This is a genomic window from Acidobacteriaceae bacterium, from assembly GCA_028283655.1.
Taxonomy (GTDB): Bacteria; Acidobacteriota; Terriglobia; order Terriglobales; family Acidobacteriaceae; genus Granulicella.
In genome coordinates this window covers 1,505,312-1,520,138 of the sequence record JAPWKE010000003.1, presented here as the reverse complement: position 1 = coordinate 1,520,138, position 14,827 = coordinate 1,505,312, and the positions used below count along the sequence as shown (strand labels likewise).

Sequence of the window (14,827 nt, the reverse complement as noted above, 5' to 3'; positions counted from 1 at the left end):
AAATGTGCGGGCGTTCTACTTTGTGCAGAAGAACTTCCCACGAAGGGTTTGCTAGGCTGGAAGGCACTGATGCTGGAATGGATGCTCGTTCACGGAAGCCTGATCGCCTTTTTCATTTTGGCGAATAGCTTCTTTGTGGCCGCTGAGTTCGCGATGGTGAGTGTGCGCGAGACGCGCATTCAGCAGATGATCGAACAGAACAAACCCGGCGCTCGTACGGTGCTGGCGCTCAAAAACAACATCGATGAGTTTCTGCCAGCCGTACAGTTTGGCGTGACACTGGCGAGCCTCGCGCTGGGTGGTCTAGGCGAGCCTGCGATTGCGGATGGCTTGCTGGACGTGATGCGCTACTGGGGCTTTGGTGGAGCGCACCCTGCGGTGTACGCGCACTCGATTGCGGCGGTGATTGCGTTTGCCATCATCACTTACTTTGAAGTGCTGCTGGGCGAGCTTGTGCCGAAGTCGCTGGCGCTGCAACGGGCCGAACGCATTGCGGTGGCCGTTGCCGGGCCGATGGAAGTCTTCATCCGCATGACGCGTCCGGCAATCAAGGTGATGAACGCCTCCGCTGCGTTTGTGTTGAAGGTCTTTCGTGCTCCTTTGCAGGGTGAGTCCGCAGCGCACACGCCCGAAGAATTGAAACTGATGGCGACGGCGACACGTCGTTCCGGCCTGTTGCCTGCGGTGCAGGAAGAGATGATTCACCGCGCGATTGAGCTAAGCCACGTCACCGTGAGCGAGGTGATGACGCCGCGCGGCAAGATCTTCTCGCTGCCTGCGGATATGCCGCTCGAAACGGCGAGCAGTCGCATGGTGGAGGACCAGCACTCGCGCGTGCCGGTCTACGACGTGACGCTGGGGCGCGACCACATCATCGGCATCGTGCATGAGAAGGACGTGTCGCGGTTGATGCACTTCCGCGCGCTGGCCGGGACGCGCTCTGCGAGCGGCATGACGCTGCGGCAGGTGATGCGCGAGGCGTTGGTGGTACCGGAGACCAAGCTGGCGGTGGAGTTGCTTGGGGAGTTCAAGGAACGGCGTCGGCAGATGGCGATTGTGGTGGACGAGTTCGGCTCGACGCTTGGGTTGATCACGGCCGAAGACGTGCTGGAGCAGATCGTCGGCGAGTTGGAAGACGAGTTTGATGTCGGGCGCCAGCTCTCGCCGCTGCCGGAAGGCGCGACGATTGAGCTGGAGGGCTCGGTGAGCCTGCGTGACCTGGTGACGCAGCTTCGGTGGAAGCTGCCCCGGGAAGCGGGCGTAGAGACGATTGCCGGGCTGATCCTGGTGCAGCTTGGACATATCCCGGCGGTGGGTGAGAGCGTGGAGTTGGATGGTCGTCGCTTTACGGTGACGGAGATGGACGGGAACCGCATTGCCAACGTGCTCGTGGAGCCTGATGTTTCCAAAGAGACGGCTGCGGCTTTGATGGACGAGGTAGAAAGCGAGTGAAGCGGGGAAGTGCAGGCTGGCTCGCGATGAAGCGTGTTGTGGTGACGCTGCCGGTGTTGTGGCTGGTGGTGTCGGTCGTGTTTCTGCTGATCCATCTTGTGCCGGGCGATCCGATTGCCCAGATGCTGGGAGAAGGTGCGACGGCGTCGGACATCAGCGCATTGCGACACCAGTACGGCTTCGACCAGCCTTTGTGGCAGCAGTATGCGCATTACTGGCACGGTGTGGCCCGTGCGGAGTTTGGGCAGTCACTGCGGCTGCATGATTCGGTGCTGCACCTGATCGCCCAGCGGTATCCGTACACGCTGGCGCTGACGGTGGCAGCGATGCTGATCGGCTCGGCACTGGCGATCCCTGCAGGGGTGGCTTCTGCGCGGCGCAAGGGCAGCGCGACGGACCGCACGCTGGGCGTGGTCAGCCTGGTGGGGCTGAGTTTTCCGAACTTTGCGCTGGGACCGGTGCTGATTCTGATCTTCTCGATCGCGCTGGGATGGCTGCCGGTGTCGGGTGCGGGGGATGGCGTGGGGAGTTTTCTCGCTCATCTTGTCCTGCCCGCGATCACGCTTGGCATGGGGTTGGCGGCGATTCTGACGCGCATGGTGCGGACGTCGATGCTCGAAGAGCTGGGGCAGGATTACATCCGCACGGCAAGAGCGAAGGGCCTGAGTGAGAACACGGTGGTCTATCGCCACGCGCTGCGGAACGCCTTGAACCCGGTGCTGACGGTGATGGGATTGCAGTTCGGCTCGCTACTGGCGGGGGCGATCGTGACGGAGACGATCTTCGGCTGGCCGGGGTTGGGACGGCTGACGTTGTCGGCGATCAGTAACCGCGATTATGCGTTGGTGCAGGGCTGCATTCTGGCGATCGGGTTGACGTACGTTGCGGTGAACCTGTTGACCGATGCGGTGTATGCGCTGGCTGATCCGCGAATGCGGAAGTAGGTAGATTCTGTTGGCTCCTGCAACGTGAAAGCTTCGACGCAAAGGCTGCTACGGGCGCAAAGTTACGCGAAGATTTTTGGGGCGCTGCTGATGGTGGAAGGCAGGATGCGTCCAAAGGCAAAAGCGGGGAAAGCGTCCTAGAGAAGCGCAACGATCTCGGCGTGTGGTGGCTGGCCGGGCGTCAGGCTGAGCCAGGCAAAGGTGACCGGGAGCGAGAAGCGGCGTGGACCGCAGGAGCCGGGGTTCAGGTAGAGCACGCCGTTGCGCGACTCGATCCCAGGCTTGTGCGAGTGGCCGCTGATGACGACCGAGATGCCTGCAGCTTCGGGCTTCAGGTCGAGATCGTGCACCGAGTGCAGCATGTAAACGAAGTGGCCGCCGAGTTCGATGGCTTCTGTGGCGGGCAGCAGAGCTGTTTCGCCGTAGAGGTCGACGTTGCCTCGGATCGCTGTGGTGGGAGCGATTGCCTGCAGGGCTTCGAGGATGCGGCCGTCGCCGAGGTCTCCGGCGTGGAGGATGTGTTCGGCCTCGGCGAGGGCGGGAAGAAGCTCTGGACGAAGCTGTGAGTGGGTGTCAGAGACGACGGCGATGCGCATGGCGTGGCTAGAGTCCTTCGCGGAGGCGTGAGCGTGGGTCGAGGGCGTCGCGCAGGCCGTCGCCGATGAGGTTGAAGCTGAGCACGCAGAGTGCGACGGCAGCGGCTGGGAAGGCGATGAGGTAGGGTGACTCGAAGAGGTGCGAGCGGGCGTCGTTGAGCATGGCTCCCCAGGTGGCGGTGGGGGGCTGCACGCCGAGGCCGAGGAAGCTGAGTGTGGCTTCCGCGAGCACCGCGCCTGCCATGCCGACGGCGGCCTGCACGATGAGCGGTTGCACGATGTTGGGCAGGATGTGGCGCAGAAGCAGGCGGGTGTCGCTGGCGCCGAGCGAGCGGGCGGCCTGGAGGAACTCACGCTCTTTCACGCTCATGACCTGGGCACGGACAAGGCGTGCGTAGTTGACCCAGCCGGAGAGTGCGAGCGCCAGCACAAGGTTGACGAGCGAAGGTCCGAGGAAAGCCACGAAGGCGACTGCGAGAAGGATTCCCGGAAGCGCAAGGAAAGCGTTCGAGAGGTAGAGGTTGATGGCTGTGTCGGCGAGGCCGCCGTAGAAGCCGGCGATGGAGCCGAGCAGTAGACCTGCTGCGAGAGAGAGGGAGACGACAGCTGTGGCAACGGCGAGCGAGATGCGTGCGCCGTAGAGCGTGCGGGCGAAGACGTCGCGACCGAGTTCGTCTGTACCGAAGAGGTGCGCACGCGAGGGTGGCTGAAGGCGCGTGAGCAGATGTATCTGCGCCGGATCATAGTGCGTGAGCCACGGAGCGAGCGTCGCCGCGAGACCGATGGCCAGCAAAATAAAGGCGCCGACGAAGGCTGTTGGGTGTTGTTTTGCAATCTTCAGCAGCGAGTTTTTACGTCCTGATGGCATGAGCTCTGTGGCGATGATAGTCCTGGTCTATACACCTTGGTAACTGGTTGCATCCCTTGACAGTAACGAGGATAGGCCGCTAGCCTGAAGTTGCTCCTACCAATAAAATCTGGGGTTTTTGCATGGATCTGAAAGGCCAAAAGGCCGTTGTTTGCGGTGCCGGTGGGTTTATCGGCGGTCACCTTGTCTCCTATCTCCGCAGCATCGGCGTGAACGTGGTCCGTGCAGTAGACATTAAACCTCTTGAAGACTGGTACCAGGTTTCTGAAGGTGTTGAGAGCCTCTCTCTCGACCTGAAGGACAAGGACTCCTGCATGCAGGCGGCCGACGGCACGGAACTGGTGTACCAGCTTGCAGCCGACATGGGCGGCATGGGCTTCATCGAGAACAACAAGGCACTTTGCATGCTGAGCGTGTTGACCAACACCCACATGCTGATGGCAGCGAAGGAGCAGGGCGTGAAGCGCTTCTTCTACTCTTCGTCGGCCTGTGTGTACAACGGCGACAAGCAGACGGACGCAAACGTGATTCCTTTGAAGGAAGCTGATGCGTATCCTGCTCTGCCGGAAGACGGCTATGGCTGGGAGAAGCTTTTCTCTGAGCGCATGTGCCGCCACTTCGAAGAAGATTACGGCCTGACCACACGCGTGGCCCGCTACCACAACGTCTATGGCCCCGAGGGCACATGGCAGGGTGGTCGCGAAAAGGCTCCGGCGGCGATCTGCCGCAAGGTGATCGAGGCCAAGAACTCGGGCAACCTCGAGATCAACATCTGGGGCGATGGCAACCAGACGCGCTCGTTCATGTACATCGATGATTGCGTGAAGGGTACGCACATGATCATGGCGAGCGAGATCGACGAGCCGATCAACCTTGGCTCGGATGAACTGGTGACGATCAACCAGCTGGTTGACCTGGCGGAAGAGATTGGTGGCGTGAAGTTGAAGCGCACATACAACCTGAACGCGCCAAAGGGCGTTAACGGACGTAATAGCGATAACACGCTGATCCTCGATCGTTTAAGCTGGGAGCCTTCCGTGAAGCTGAGGAACGGTCTCGAGAAGACGTATCGCTGGATTGAAAACGAAATCGCAACGGGGTCACAGAGCAAATAAATGGGATCGTCCGACGCCTGGCGAAGAGAAGCAGACGCTGCTAAGTTCACGACTATCCTGGGCGTAAAGTTCTTTCATGGAACTGCCCTGGAGGCCGTAGATCACATCAGCAAAGGTGGTTTGCTGGTCGTTCCGGCTGCCCCCGCCCTGAAGGACATTGACCGAAACGCCGCGTATCGCGAGGCTCTGCTTGAGGCAGACCTCGCGATCACGGACTCTTCGTTCATGGTTCTGGTGTGGAACCTCATCACGCGTGGACGCAAGATCCATCGCGTTTCCGGACTGGAGTATCTGCTGTTTCTGCTGAAGCGGCGCGATGCGGGCAAGCCCGGCAACGTCGTCTGGATTATGCCAGGCAAAGAGAGCGCCGAGCGGAATCTGGCGTATCTGAAGACCCAGGGTGCGGTTGTGCCTGACGAGTGCGTGGTGCTCGCGCCCATGTACGGCAAAGAGATTGAAGACAAGCCTCTGCTGGAGTTGCTGGAACGCATTCGACCGCAGCACGTCGTGATCGCGGTTGGAGGCGGAACGCAGGAACGGCTTGGGCTATACCTAAAGCGCAACTTGAGCTATTTGCCTGGAATTCATTGCATTGGCGCGGCTATTGCGTTTCTTTCAGGCGATCAGGTTCATATTCCGATGTGGGCTGACAAGTTGTACCTGGGCTGGTTCTTCCGGTCGATGGATGACCCGAAACGGTTCATTCCGCGGTACTGGGATGCTCGCAAGTTGTTTGGGCTGATGGTGCGCTACCGTGACCGCCTGCCGGCGATGCGGTAGCGATGGGGCTGGCTGCAGATCGTAGCGCTCGGATCTTCGTGGCGGGGCACCGTGGGTTGGTGGGGCGTGCTCTGCTTCGTGTGCTGGGGGCTCAGGGCTACGACAATCTGCTGCTGCGCTCGCATGACGAACTGGATTTGAGAAACGCCGAGGCTACCTCGGCGTTTTTTGCGTCTGAGAGGCCGGAGTGGGTGATTCTGGCTGCGGCGAAAGTTGGCGGGTTGGGCATCATGCGCAGCGCGCCGACGGAGTTTTTGACGGACAATCTGCTGATTCAGGATTCGGTGCTGCAGGCAGCGCGGCAGAGTGGGGTACGGCGTCTGCTGTTTGTGGCCTCCTCGGCGATCTATCCGAGGGAGTGTCCGCAGCCGATGCGCGAGGAACACCTGTTGACCGGGGAGCTGGAGCCGACGGTGAGGCCGTACGCGCTGGCAAAGATCGCAGGGATTGAGCAGTGCTGGGCGATGAACCGGCAGTATGGGACGCAGTTCCTGGCGCTGGCGCCGTCGAACCTCTACGGGCCGGACGATCACTTTGAGCCGGAGAGGTCGCAGGTGCTGGCGAGCCTGCTGCGAAAGGCGCATCGCGCGAAGCTGGCGGGGGAGGCGTCCATGGAGGTGTGGGGCAGCGGAACACCGCGCCGTGAGCTGCTCTTCGCTGATGACTTTGCCGAGGCCTGTGTGCATCTGCTGGGGCTCCCCGAGGAGCGGTGGGCTCCGTTGGTCGCTGGGGAGGTGCTTCCGCTGTTGAACGTCGGGGTGGGTGAGGATGACACGATTCGGGAGCTGGCAGAGATGGTCTGCCGGGTGGTGGGCTTTACTGGCAGGCTTGAATTTGATTCAAGTAAGCCTGATGGTTCTCCTTGTAAACTGCTGGAATGTAGTGGCTTATCTAATCTTGGATGGTGTAGTGGCGTAAGGTTAGAAGACGGGTTGCGCAGGACGTACGCGGCGGTTCGAGATCGCCTGTAGCAGCTTTTTGCGAGAGATTGGGTCTATACCGGTATGAGGATTCGGGCTCTGATTGGGGTAGTCCTGCTGGCTGGTCTGGCGCTCTCTGCTGAGGCGCAGCGCACGGTTTCGGAGCGCTACCTGTTCCAGGCGGTCAATGCCGAGCGGACGCAGGTTGGGCTGCAACCGTTGCGCTGGGACGACACGCTGTATCGCGCGGCAGAGAACCACGCGCGAGAGATGGCGGAGCGGCGGTCGATCTCGCACCAGTACGCGGGGGAGCCCGATTTGTCGGCGCGAGGGCGGCTGGTGGGGGCGCATTTCTCGACGATAGCGGAGAATGTGGCGATGGCTCCGACGGCGGTTCGAATTCACGAGGCGTGGATGAACTCGCCGCATCATCGAGAGAACATTCTGGATAGTCGGGTGGATGCGGTGGCGATCCGGGTTCTGGAGCGCGATGGTGAGCTCTATGCGGTGGAAGACTTCGAGCGCACGGTGAAGAACCTGAGTCTGGAGGAGCAGGAGCAGCAGGTGGCTGCGCTGGTCTCACAGGCCAACCAGGACGTTCTCCTGCTGCCGGATGCTGCGGACGCCAGGGCGACCTGCGCGATGCAGAGCGGGTACTCCGGGAGCCGTGAGCCGTGGTTTGTGATGCGCTTCACGGCAGGTGATCTGACGCGATTGCCGGACCAGCTGAAAGCGAAGTTGGCGAGCGGGCAGTTCCGGCAGGCGGAGGTTGGGGCATGCCCGGCGCATGGAGCAGGGGAGTTCACTGCATTTCAAATTGCGGTTCTGCTTTATCCATAGTGGAATCAGGAAGATATGGTGGATCGGCTGTAGCCCCAGGTAGAAAGTGAGGTCAAAAACGCCCCTGTGGAAGAAGATTTGTGTTATAAAAATGAAGGAGCAGCCGCCTGGTTGCAGCGTCAAAACGCGATCCTCAGTAGCTCAATGGCAGAGCATTCGACTGTTAATCGAAGGGTTGTAGGTTCGAGTCCTACCTGAGGAGCCATTCTCCTCTTTCCAGAAAATCAAGAGTGCTATCTCTCCGGAAGGTCGCGTTGCGACTATTCTGTGGATTTTCCGTTCCGGCTTCGTTTCTAGTTTAGATATCGAGCGCATCCTGCTGACCTGTCTTGGTTTGCGGTGGGGCGCCTGTGTGTATTATTCGAGTTTTGTGCTGGATTTCCACAGATTTGGCGGAGTTTGTGATGTCATTTGAGCTTGTGGCAAAAGGCGGGAGAGCTTCGATGCAGAGGGCGCGAAGAGCGCAAAGGGGTCGCGAAGGGTTTGGCTGTGGTCAGGAGAACCCGCATCGCGCTCGGGATGGCGACCAATTGCGGAGAAACGTGTGCTGTTGAGGGTTCGTGACTCGCGAGTTGTGCAATTTGCGAGTTAGGATATGCGGGACAGGAGCACCAGACGATTCGTGAAGACCCAACGCAGATATCAGGAAATAGCCGCTCGCATTTCGCGCTACATCGCAGAGCACGGACTGGAGCCGGGAGCGCGGCTGCCGGGTGAGATCGATCTGGCGAAGGTATGCGGGGTGAGTCGCCCCACGATACGAGAGGCGATGGTGGCGCTGGAGATTGCGGGCGAGTTGGAGATTCGCTCAGGGTCGGGAGCGTACGTTCGTGAGAGCGTGAACCCGATGTCGCTGGTGCTGGACTCGGGACCGGGGCCGTTTGAGCTGCTGCGGGCGAGAATCCTGATCGAAGGTGAGATTGCGGCCGACGCGGCGTTGTACGCTTCGGCGAGCGATCTGCAGAAGATTGAGAAGACGCTGCAGCAGATGCGCAAGATGGTGCAATCGAAGACGAACGCCCAGGTGAGCGACCGGCAGTTCCATGTAGCGATTGGCGAGGCGGCCAAGAATTCTGTGCTGGCGTCCATCGTGGACGGGTTATGGGCTGGAATGTTTGCGCCGATGTACCACCGTTTGAGCCAGCGGGCCGGGTTGGACCTGCACCAGGAGGCGGCGCTGAAGGACCATGAAGAGATCTACGCGGCGATCTCCGGTCGGAACCCGAACGATGCGCGGCGGGCGATGCGTCGGCATCTGCAGCATGTGGAAGAACATTTAACGAGCGACGATACGCCGGAGGCTCCGGCGCGTACTCCTCGAACGAGGAAGACGGACAAGAAACTGCAGCCGGCTTCGTGATGGATCTACCTGAAGGGGTAACGTTACGGGGGTATTTGCCGGGCGACTTTGAGGCGATGTTTCGGCTGGACGAGGTTTGCTTTGAGCCGGAGTTTCGCTTTTCGAAGCTGTCGATGCGGCGGTTTGCGGAGGCCAAGCGTGCTCGTGTGGGTGTGGCGGTCGCGGGCGAGTCGCTAGCGGGGTTTGCGATCACTCATATAGAGCGGGCTCCAACCGGAAGTGCGGGGTACGTGGTGACGCTGGATGTGGCTCCGGCGTGGCGGCGGCGCGGGCTGGCGCAGGCGTTGATGTCGCAGGCGGAGACCGTGGCTCGTGAGGCTGGCTGCGGGGCGCTGCTGCTGCATGTGTACGTCGGCAACGAGGGTGCTATTCGGTTTTATGAGTGGCTGGGGTTCGAGCGTGGGCATACCGTCGAGGCGTTTTATGGCGACGGGCTGGATGCGATGGTGTATCGGAAGCGGCTGGGGTAGGTTTGCCTGCCGAAGGTTTGTGGTCGGGAAGCAAAGAGCTTCGACGCAACGAGTGCTGAGGTGCTCTAAGGTTGCGCGAAGGATTCTTTACGGCTCGCAGCGCCTTTGGCTTGTGGCAAGTGTCGGGGCCTTCGCAGTTAGCGGAGAGAGGCTTCGTAGATGCGGTTGAAGCGGAGGACGGCGGCGGATTCTCCGTCGCGGTTCTCTTTCCAGACGACTTTGCCGCCTAGCATTGCGGCGATTTCTTCGGGGGTGAGGTCGCGGTCCTTGTCGAACTCGCGGCCGCGGGAACTGCCAGGGTGGCTGGCCAGGTAGCGCTCGAGCGCGGGCGACATGAAGTGTGTGGTGAAGACGATGGCCGTGTCGAAGCTTCCGGGCTTCTGCGCGGCTTTTTGGATTTCAGGCAACGAGAAGTTATCGACCGAGGTGACCTTCATGCGGTGTTGCACGTAGCCGAGTTCGGGACGGAAGAGATCGGCCGCCATGGGCCATGCGGTCAGGACGGTAGCGTTGGGGAAGTGCTGCTCGACGAAGTGGGCGGCGTCCTGGTGGACGACGATCATGTCGCGATAGGTGAGGTTGTCTTCCGGGGCGAAGGAGACGGCGGGGTTGACCCAGATCGCGATGAAGAAGGCCAGGAACGAGAAGGCGGCGAGGAGCGGCCAGAGGTTCGTACGGCGGCGCCAGATGTCGATGCAGACCAGCAGGATGAGCGGATAGACCGGCAGCAGGTAGCGCGTAAGCAGAGCGCCGCCGAGGACGGAGAAAGCAATCCAGTTGGCGACATAGAGAACGGAAACGGTGACGAGCGCGGGTTGCGTGAGCGCGTTGGCGGGCCGGGTTCTGCGTTCGAGCAGTAGGCAGGCCGCGGCAAGCACGAGCGGAAGCCAGAGGTTGCGCTGCCAGGTCAGGTGGACGAAGCGGTAGCGCAGTGCTTCTGAGACGTGCGCGACGGTGAAGTTCGCGGTGGCGTTGTAGCGCAGGTACTCGGGGTTGCCGAAGGTGAAGCCGGTCTTGTGGTGGTGGTAGAGGTACCAGCCGATGAGCGGGATGACGGGGAAGCTGAGGGCGCCGAAGCGGCGCGGGCAGCCTCGTTTGCCGAAGGCCAGAAGATAGAGCTCCAGCGCAGCGAGTGCGGCTGGTTCAACGATCGCGGTCTCTTTGCTGAGGGCGGCGAGCGAGAAGAGCGCGGCGATGGCGAGGAGCTTGGGCAGCGGCTGGCGGTCGAGTGTCTGGAAGTAGAAGGCGAAGGCCCAGAGCGTGAAGGCGGCGGCAAAGATGTCCGCATGGGCGAGCGTGGACTGCGCGAACCAGATGGGGTAAGCGGCCGTGAGGGCCGTAAGCGCGATGGCTGCGGGGGCGCTGAGGAGGCGTTCGGTAATGCGGAAGACGGCGGTAAGCCCCGCAGCGGCGAAGGCTGCGGCGCAGAGGCGTGTGGCGAGGATATGGTATCCGGTGACATGCCAGAGCAGGCCGAGGACGACATTGGGCAACGGCGGGTGCGCGTTGGTGAACTCGGGGATGAGCGTCCAGCGGTGGTAGAAGTCCAGCGCGGCGGGGATGTAGTAGCCGCCTTCATCCCAGTAGTAGGGCAGGTGCAGCAGCGTGAGGTGCGTGATGGCGACTGTGGCCCAGAGGAGCACGAAGAGCAGCGGCGTGGGCAACGCGGCGATGCGGCTGGAGGCTGTGCGGAAGGTCGTCGTCAAGTGTAGGTGGCTCAGGAGAACAAATTTGAGAATTGGCTTGAGCTGGAGTGCCGGTTTGCGGTATTGCTCCAGATGCACCAAAGCCCAGGCGGCTGATGCCGGCCTGGGCTCTAGCGTGTGCGTCGCATTAGTTGAAGTTTGCGGTGTTCGCGGGGCGCGGAACGGCAGGAGGATCGAGCGAGATTTCGCCGAAGTTCTGCTCGTACTGCGCGATGTTCTGGCCGAGGATGCTCTGCAGGGCCTTGGCCTGCTGCGGGCTCAGGTAGATGCCCTGGAAGTTCTCGATGTTGACCTGGTCTGCTGCGGTCTGCTCGAGCGTGCCGAAGATGAGGCGGAAGTCCCAGACGGAGAGGCGAACCTGGACGCTGTTGGCGTAGGAGTCGCGGTAGTCGGGGGTCTTGTCGAGAACGATGCGGGTGTTGTCCGGCTGCGTGATGGTCTGGCTCATGAGGCTCTTTCTAAGGCGCAGCAGGTGCTGCAAGAAGAAAATTTGGTGCGGGAGGAGGGACTCGAACCCTCACGCCTAGGGCACAGGCTTCTAAGACCTGCGTGTCTGCCATTTCACCACTCCCGCAGATTGCTTTCTAGGGTAACAACTTCGGGGGCGGAAAAGCGAGTGTGCACTCGATTGCTCGGAGCTGACTTGTTTTCCGAAGGGAGGGAAGCAAGACGCTACGACGCCAAGTTTTGCTACGAGTTTTGGCGGAAAAGCGAACACGGAGGCCACGGTGGAACGGAGAGGCACGGAGTTCTTGCTCGAACGACAGCGATGTTGGTCTGGTGGCGACTATTTGTGGGGAGTTTTCCGGGTTAGTTTGGGGTGCTGGGAGCGTCTACGGGGGCGGAGTCGTCGGCGACCGCGTGGAAGTGGCGGAAGCTGGTCATGTTGTCTTCTGAGACGGTCGTGCCCTGGTCTTTGCCGTTGTGGACGTGGGTGATGTGGCTCTCGAAGTGGTAGGCGTAGGGCAGGCCGTCGAGTTCTTTGAACCACTCTTCCGCTGTAGAGGTGCTGCAGCCTTCGATAGCGTCGTCTGGCGCATCGGCACGGTAGTGCTGGAGCATGTGCGGGGTGAGCGCGATCCAGATGGTGTAGCGCCAGTGGCAGGAACCTTCGGTGGCCGGGGTTGCGGATGCCTCCGGGGTGGCCTGTAGGACCAGAACCGGGCCGACGGGGGAGGTTTCGGTTCTAAGGACGCTCAGTTTGTAGTCAATGTCGATGACCCGGAAAAGGTCGACGCCAGCACGGGCGTTCTGGATGTCGGTGTCGGTTGGGACGAGCTTGGTGCGGGTGGCGACTGCGTTGAGGTAGCGGTTCTCTTCCGCGTCGCGGGCATGGCCGGTCAACTCGCGGCCGCCTTCTGCGATCAACTTGTAGTAGGGCTTATCGCCGAGCCAGGTCACGTCATAGTCGCGAGCCGTGCTGTGGGTGCGGCGTCCGTGGCCGTCGAGCAGGCTCTGGTTGCGGATGTCGCGATACGTGAAGCGGTTTTGTCCCTTCGTGGCGCTGCGGAGGTCTGCGAGTGCCTGGTGGAGGGTGTCTGCGGGCGTGGCTGTCTGGGCGGAGGCGGCGGTGCAGAGCGCGAGAAGCAGGGCTATGAGGGTTTGACGGCGCATTTGTTCTGTCAGTCTGACATAGATGGGCTGACATAGATGGGTTTCGGCGGAGTGCCTTTCGGCGAGGGCGTCGGGCCGGTGAGAAACGGATGCAACCTTTGGTGATCCGGTACATCAAAATAGTTGACAGTAACTCACTCAAGTGTGAGACTGAGGATGTCAGTTCACCGGCTTCGGGAAGCGGCCGGTCAGGGGAAACGACAAAATGGCAAAGATTATTGGTATTGACCTTGGCACCACGAACAGCTGCGTCGCTGTGATGGAAGGCGGCGAGCCGAAGGTGATTGCAAACGAAGAGGGTGGTCGTACCACGCCGTCTATCGTTGCGTTCACGAAGAACGGCGAGCGTTTGGTGGGCCAGGTGGCGAAGCGCCAGGCGATTACGAATCCGGAGAACACGATTTACTCCGTGAAGCGCTTCATGGGCCGTCGTCAGAGCGAAGTAAACGACGAGATGAAGATGGTGCCGTACAAGGTTGTTGCCCAGGGCGACAACGTCGGCATCATGGCGCAGGGTAAGGAGTACTCGGCGCCTGAAGTTTCGGCGATGATCCTGCAGAAGCTCAAGAAGGCTGCGGAAGACTATCTTGGCACCTCGGTGACCGAGGCTGTGATCACGGTTCCGGCGTACTTCAACGATGCCCAGCGCCAGGCGACGAAGGATGCGGGCAAGATTGCCGGTCTGGATGTGAAGCGTATCGTCAACGAGCCGACTGCGGCTGCGCTGGCCTACGGCCTGGACAAGAAGAAGGACGAAACCATCGTGGTGTATGACTTCGGTGGCGGTACGTTCGACGTCTCGATCCTCGAAGTGGGCGATGGCGTGATCGAAGTGAAGTCGACCAACGGTGATACTCACCTGGGCGGCGACAATCTCGACCAGCGCATTGTGGAGTGGCTGATTTCGGAGTTCAAGAACGAGTCAGGTCTTGACCTGAGCTCGAAGGGCAACGAGATGGCGCTGCAGCGTTTGAAGGACGCCGCAGAGCGCGCGAAGATCGAGCTTTCGACTGCGCAGGAGACTGAGATCAACCTGCCGTTTATTACGGCAGATGCCTCGGGACCGAAGCACCTGGTTCGCACGCTGAGCCGCGCGAAGCTGGAGCAGCTTGTGGCTGACCTGCTGGAGAAGTCGGTTGGACCGTGCAAGCAGGCGATGAAGGATGCAGGCGTGGACGCTTCGAAGATCGACGAGGTTGTTCTTGTCGGTGGCCAGACTCGTATGCCGGCGATCCAGAAGCTGGTGAAGGACCTGTTCGGTAAGGAACCGCATAAGGGTGTGAACCCGGATGAGGTTGTGGCGATCGGTGCAGCGGTTCAGGCTGGCGTACTTGCCGGCGATGTGAAGGACCTGCTGCTGCTGGATGTGACTCCTCTGACGCTCTCGATCGAGACGATGGGTGGAGTGGCGACGCCGATGATCCCGCGCAACACGACGATCCCGACGAAGAAGTCGGAGACGTTCTCGACGGCGGCTGATAACCAGACCGAGGTTGAGGTTCACGTGATGCAGGGTGAGCGTCCGATGGCGAACGGCAACCGTACGCTGGGCAAGTTCAAGCTGGGCGGCATTATGCCGGCGCAGCGTGGCGTGCCGCAGATCGAGGTCACGTTCGATATCGATGCGAACGGCATTCTGAATGTCTTTGCCAAGGACAACGCAACGGGCAAGGACGCGAAGATTGTGATCACGAGTTCGTCTGGCTTGTCGAAGGAAGAGGTTGAGCGGATGGCGAAGGAAGCCGAAGCTCACGCGGCCGAAGACAAGGAAGTGAAGGAGAAGATCGAAAGCCGCAATCAGCTCGACTCGATGGTTTACAACGTCGAGAAGATGCTGAAGGAGAGCGGTGACAAGGTTGCGGACGCGGATAAGAGCGAGGTAGAAACTGCCCTTGCTGACGCGAAGACGACTCTGTCGGGTGATCCTTCGGCGACCGAGATGGATGCAGCGCGTGAGCGTCTGACGACGTCGAGCCACAAGCTGGCAGAGGCTGTGTACAAGGCCAATGCTGCGACGGGCGAAGCGGCTCCTGCTGCAGGCGCGACGGCTGAAGAGCCGAAGAAGGACGAAGGCGTGATCGACGCCGAGTACGTAGATAGCGAGAAGTAAGAACCAAACTTCAAGCTGCTGCGTACTAGAAGAGGAGAGCTTCGATCGAGGC

The 14,827-nt window shown here is 60.8% G+C and carries 14 protein-coding genes and 2 tRNA genes; 10 read left to right on the top strand and 6 right to left on the bottom strand.

What is annotated here, in order from left to right; genetic code table 11:
- The first annotated feature begins 69 nt into the window (after positions 1-69).
- Positions 70-1,452: a hemolysin family protein gene (locus tag PW792_09280; protein MDE1162119.1), complete on the top strand. Its 1,383-nt coding sequence runs from the start codon at positions 70-72 to the stop codon at positions 1,450-1,452.
- Positions 1,453-1,478: 26 nt separating this feature from the next.
- Positions 1,479-2,396: an ABC transporter permease gene (locus PW792_09275; GenBank protein ID MDE1162118.1), complete on the top strand. Its 918-nt coding sequence runs from the start codon at positions 1,479-1,481 to the stop codon at positions 2,394-2,396.
- A 137-nt stretch (positions 2,397-2,533) separates the two neighbouring features.
- Here PW792_09275 and PW792_09270 read toward each other — a convergent pair whose 3' ends face one another.
- Together PW792_09270 and PW792_09265 are read right to left on the bottom strand one after the other, a co-directional pair.
- Positions 2,534-2,992, bottom strand: a complete 459-nt coding sequence (locus PW792_09270) for a metallophosphoesterase family protein (protein ID MDE1162117.1) — start codon at positions 2,990-2,992, stop codon at positions 2,534-2,536.
- 7 nt (positions 2,993-2,999) lie between these two features.
- Complete coding sequence (locus PW792_09265; protein ID MDE1162116.1) at positions 3,000-3,860, bottom strand: ABC transporter permease; 861 nt, start codon at positions 3,858-3,860, stop codon at positions 3,000-3,002.
- Between the two features lie 122 nt (positions 3,861-3,982).
- Between PW792_09265 and PW792_09260 the strand changes: the two genes are divergently transcribed.
- The 7 genes from PW792_09260 to PW792_09230 all read left to right on the top strand — a co-directional run bounded on the left by PW792_09260 (position 3,983) and on the right by PW792_09230 (position 9,345).
- On the top strand, positions 3,983-4,975 hold the full coding sequence (locus PW792_09260) for an NAD-dependent epimerase/dehydratase family protein (protein MDE1162115.1): 993 nt from the start codon (positions 3,983-3,985) through the stop codon (positions 4,973-4,975).
- On the top strand, positions 4,976-5,755 hold the full coding sequence (locus PW792_09255; protein MDE1162114.1) for a WecB/TagA/CpsF family glycosyltransferase: 780 nt from the start codon (positions 4,976-4,978) through the stop codon (positions 5,753-5,755).
- Between the two features lie 38 nt (positions 5,756-5,793).
- Positions 5,794-6,726 (top strand): GDP-L-fucose synthase, encoded by a 933-nt coding sequence (locus PW792_09250; protein ID MDE1162113.1) that lies wholly within the window; start codon positions 5,794-5,796, stop codon positions 6,724-6,726.
- A 33-nt stretch (positions 6,727-6,759) separates the two neighbouring features.
- Complete coding sequence (locus PW792_09245) at positions 6,760-7,515, top strand: CAP domain-containing protein (protein ID MDE1162112.1); 756 nt, start codon at positions 6,760-6,762, stop codon at positions 7,513-7,515.
- A gap of 130 nt (positions 7,516-7,645) precedes the next feature.
- Positions 7,646-7,720 (top strand) — tRNA-Asn (locus tag PW792_09240).
- 417 nt (positions 7,721-8,137) lie between these two features.
- A complete protein-coding gene (locus tag PW792_09235) occupies positions 8,138-8,875 on the top strand; it encodes a FadR/GntR family transcriptional regulator (GenBank protein MDE1162111.1) in 738 nt (245 codons plus the stop codon).
- Complete coding sequence (locus tag PW792_09230) at positions 8,875-9,345, top strand: GNAT family N-acetyltransferase (protein MDE1162110.1); 471 nt, start codon at positions 8,875-8,877, stop codon at positions 9,343-9,345. The genes PW792_09235 and PW792_09230 overlap by 1 nt, the downstream gene beginning before the upstream one ends.
- A 137-nt stretch (positions 9,346-9,482) precedes the next feature.
- Here PW792_09230 and PW792_09225 read toward each other — a convergent pair whose 3' ends face one another.
- The 4 genes from PW792_09225 to PW792_09210 form a co-directional block, all read right to left on the bottom strand.
- Entirely contained in the window at positions 9,483-11,051 is a 1,569-nt protein-coding gene (locus PW792_09225; protein MDE1162109.1) for a glycosyltransferase family 39 protein, read from the bottom strand.
- 127 nt (positions 11,052-11,178) lie between these two features.
- Complete coding sequence (locus PW792_09220) at positions 11,179-11,499, bottom strand: DUF3467 domain-containing protein (GenBank protein ID MDE1162108.1); 321 nt, start codon at positions 11,497-11,499, stop codon at positions 11,179-11,181.
- A 43-nt stretch (positions 11,500-11,542) separates the two neighbouring features.
- Positions 11,543-11,625: transfer RNA gene (locus PW792_09215), tRNA-Leu, on the bottom strand.
- A gap of 236 nt (positions 11,626-11,861) precedes the next feature.
- Positions 11,862-12,665, bottom strand: a complete 804-nt coding sequence (locus PW792_09210; GenBank protein MDE1162107.1) for a hypothetical protein — start codon at positions 12,663-12,665, stop codon at positions 11,862-11,864.
- Positions 12,666-12,870: 205 nt separating this feature from the next.
- Here PW792_09210 and dnaK point away from each other — a divergent pair, with 205 nt between their 5' ends.
- The gene (gene dnaK / locus PW792_09205; GenBank protein ID MDE1162106.1) at positions 12,871-14,775 is read left to right on the top strand and encodes a molecular chaperone DnaK; all 1,905 of its coding nucleotides are present in this window, start codon (positions 12,871-12,873) and stop codon (positions 14,773-14,775) included.
- Positions 14,776-14,827: the final 52 nt, after the last annotated feature.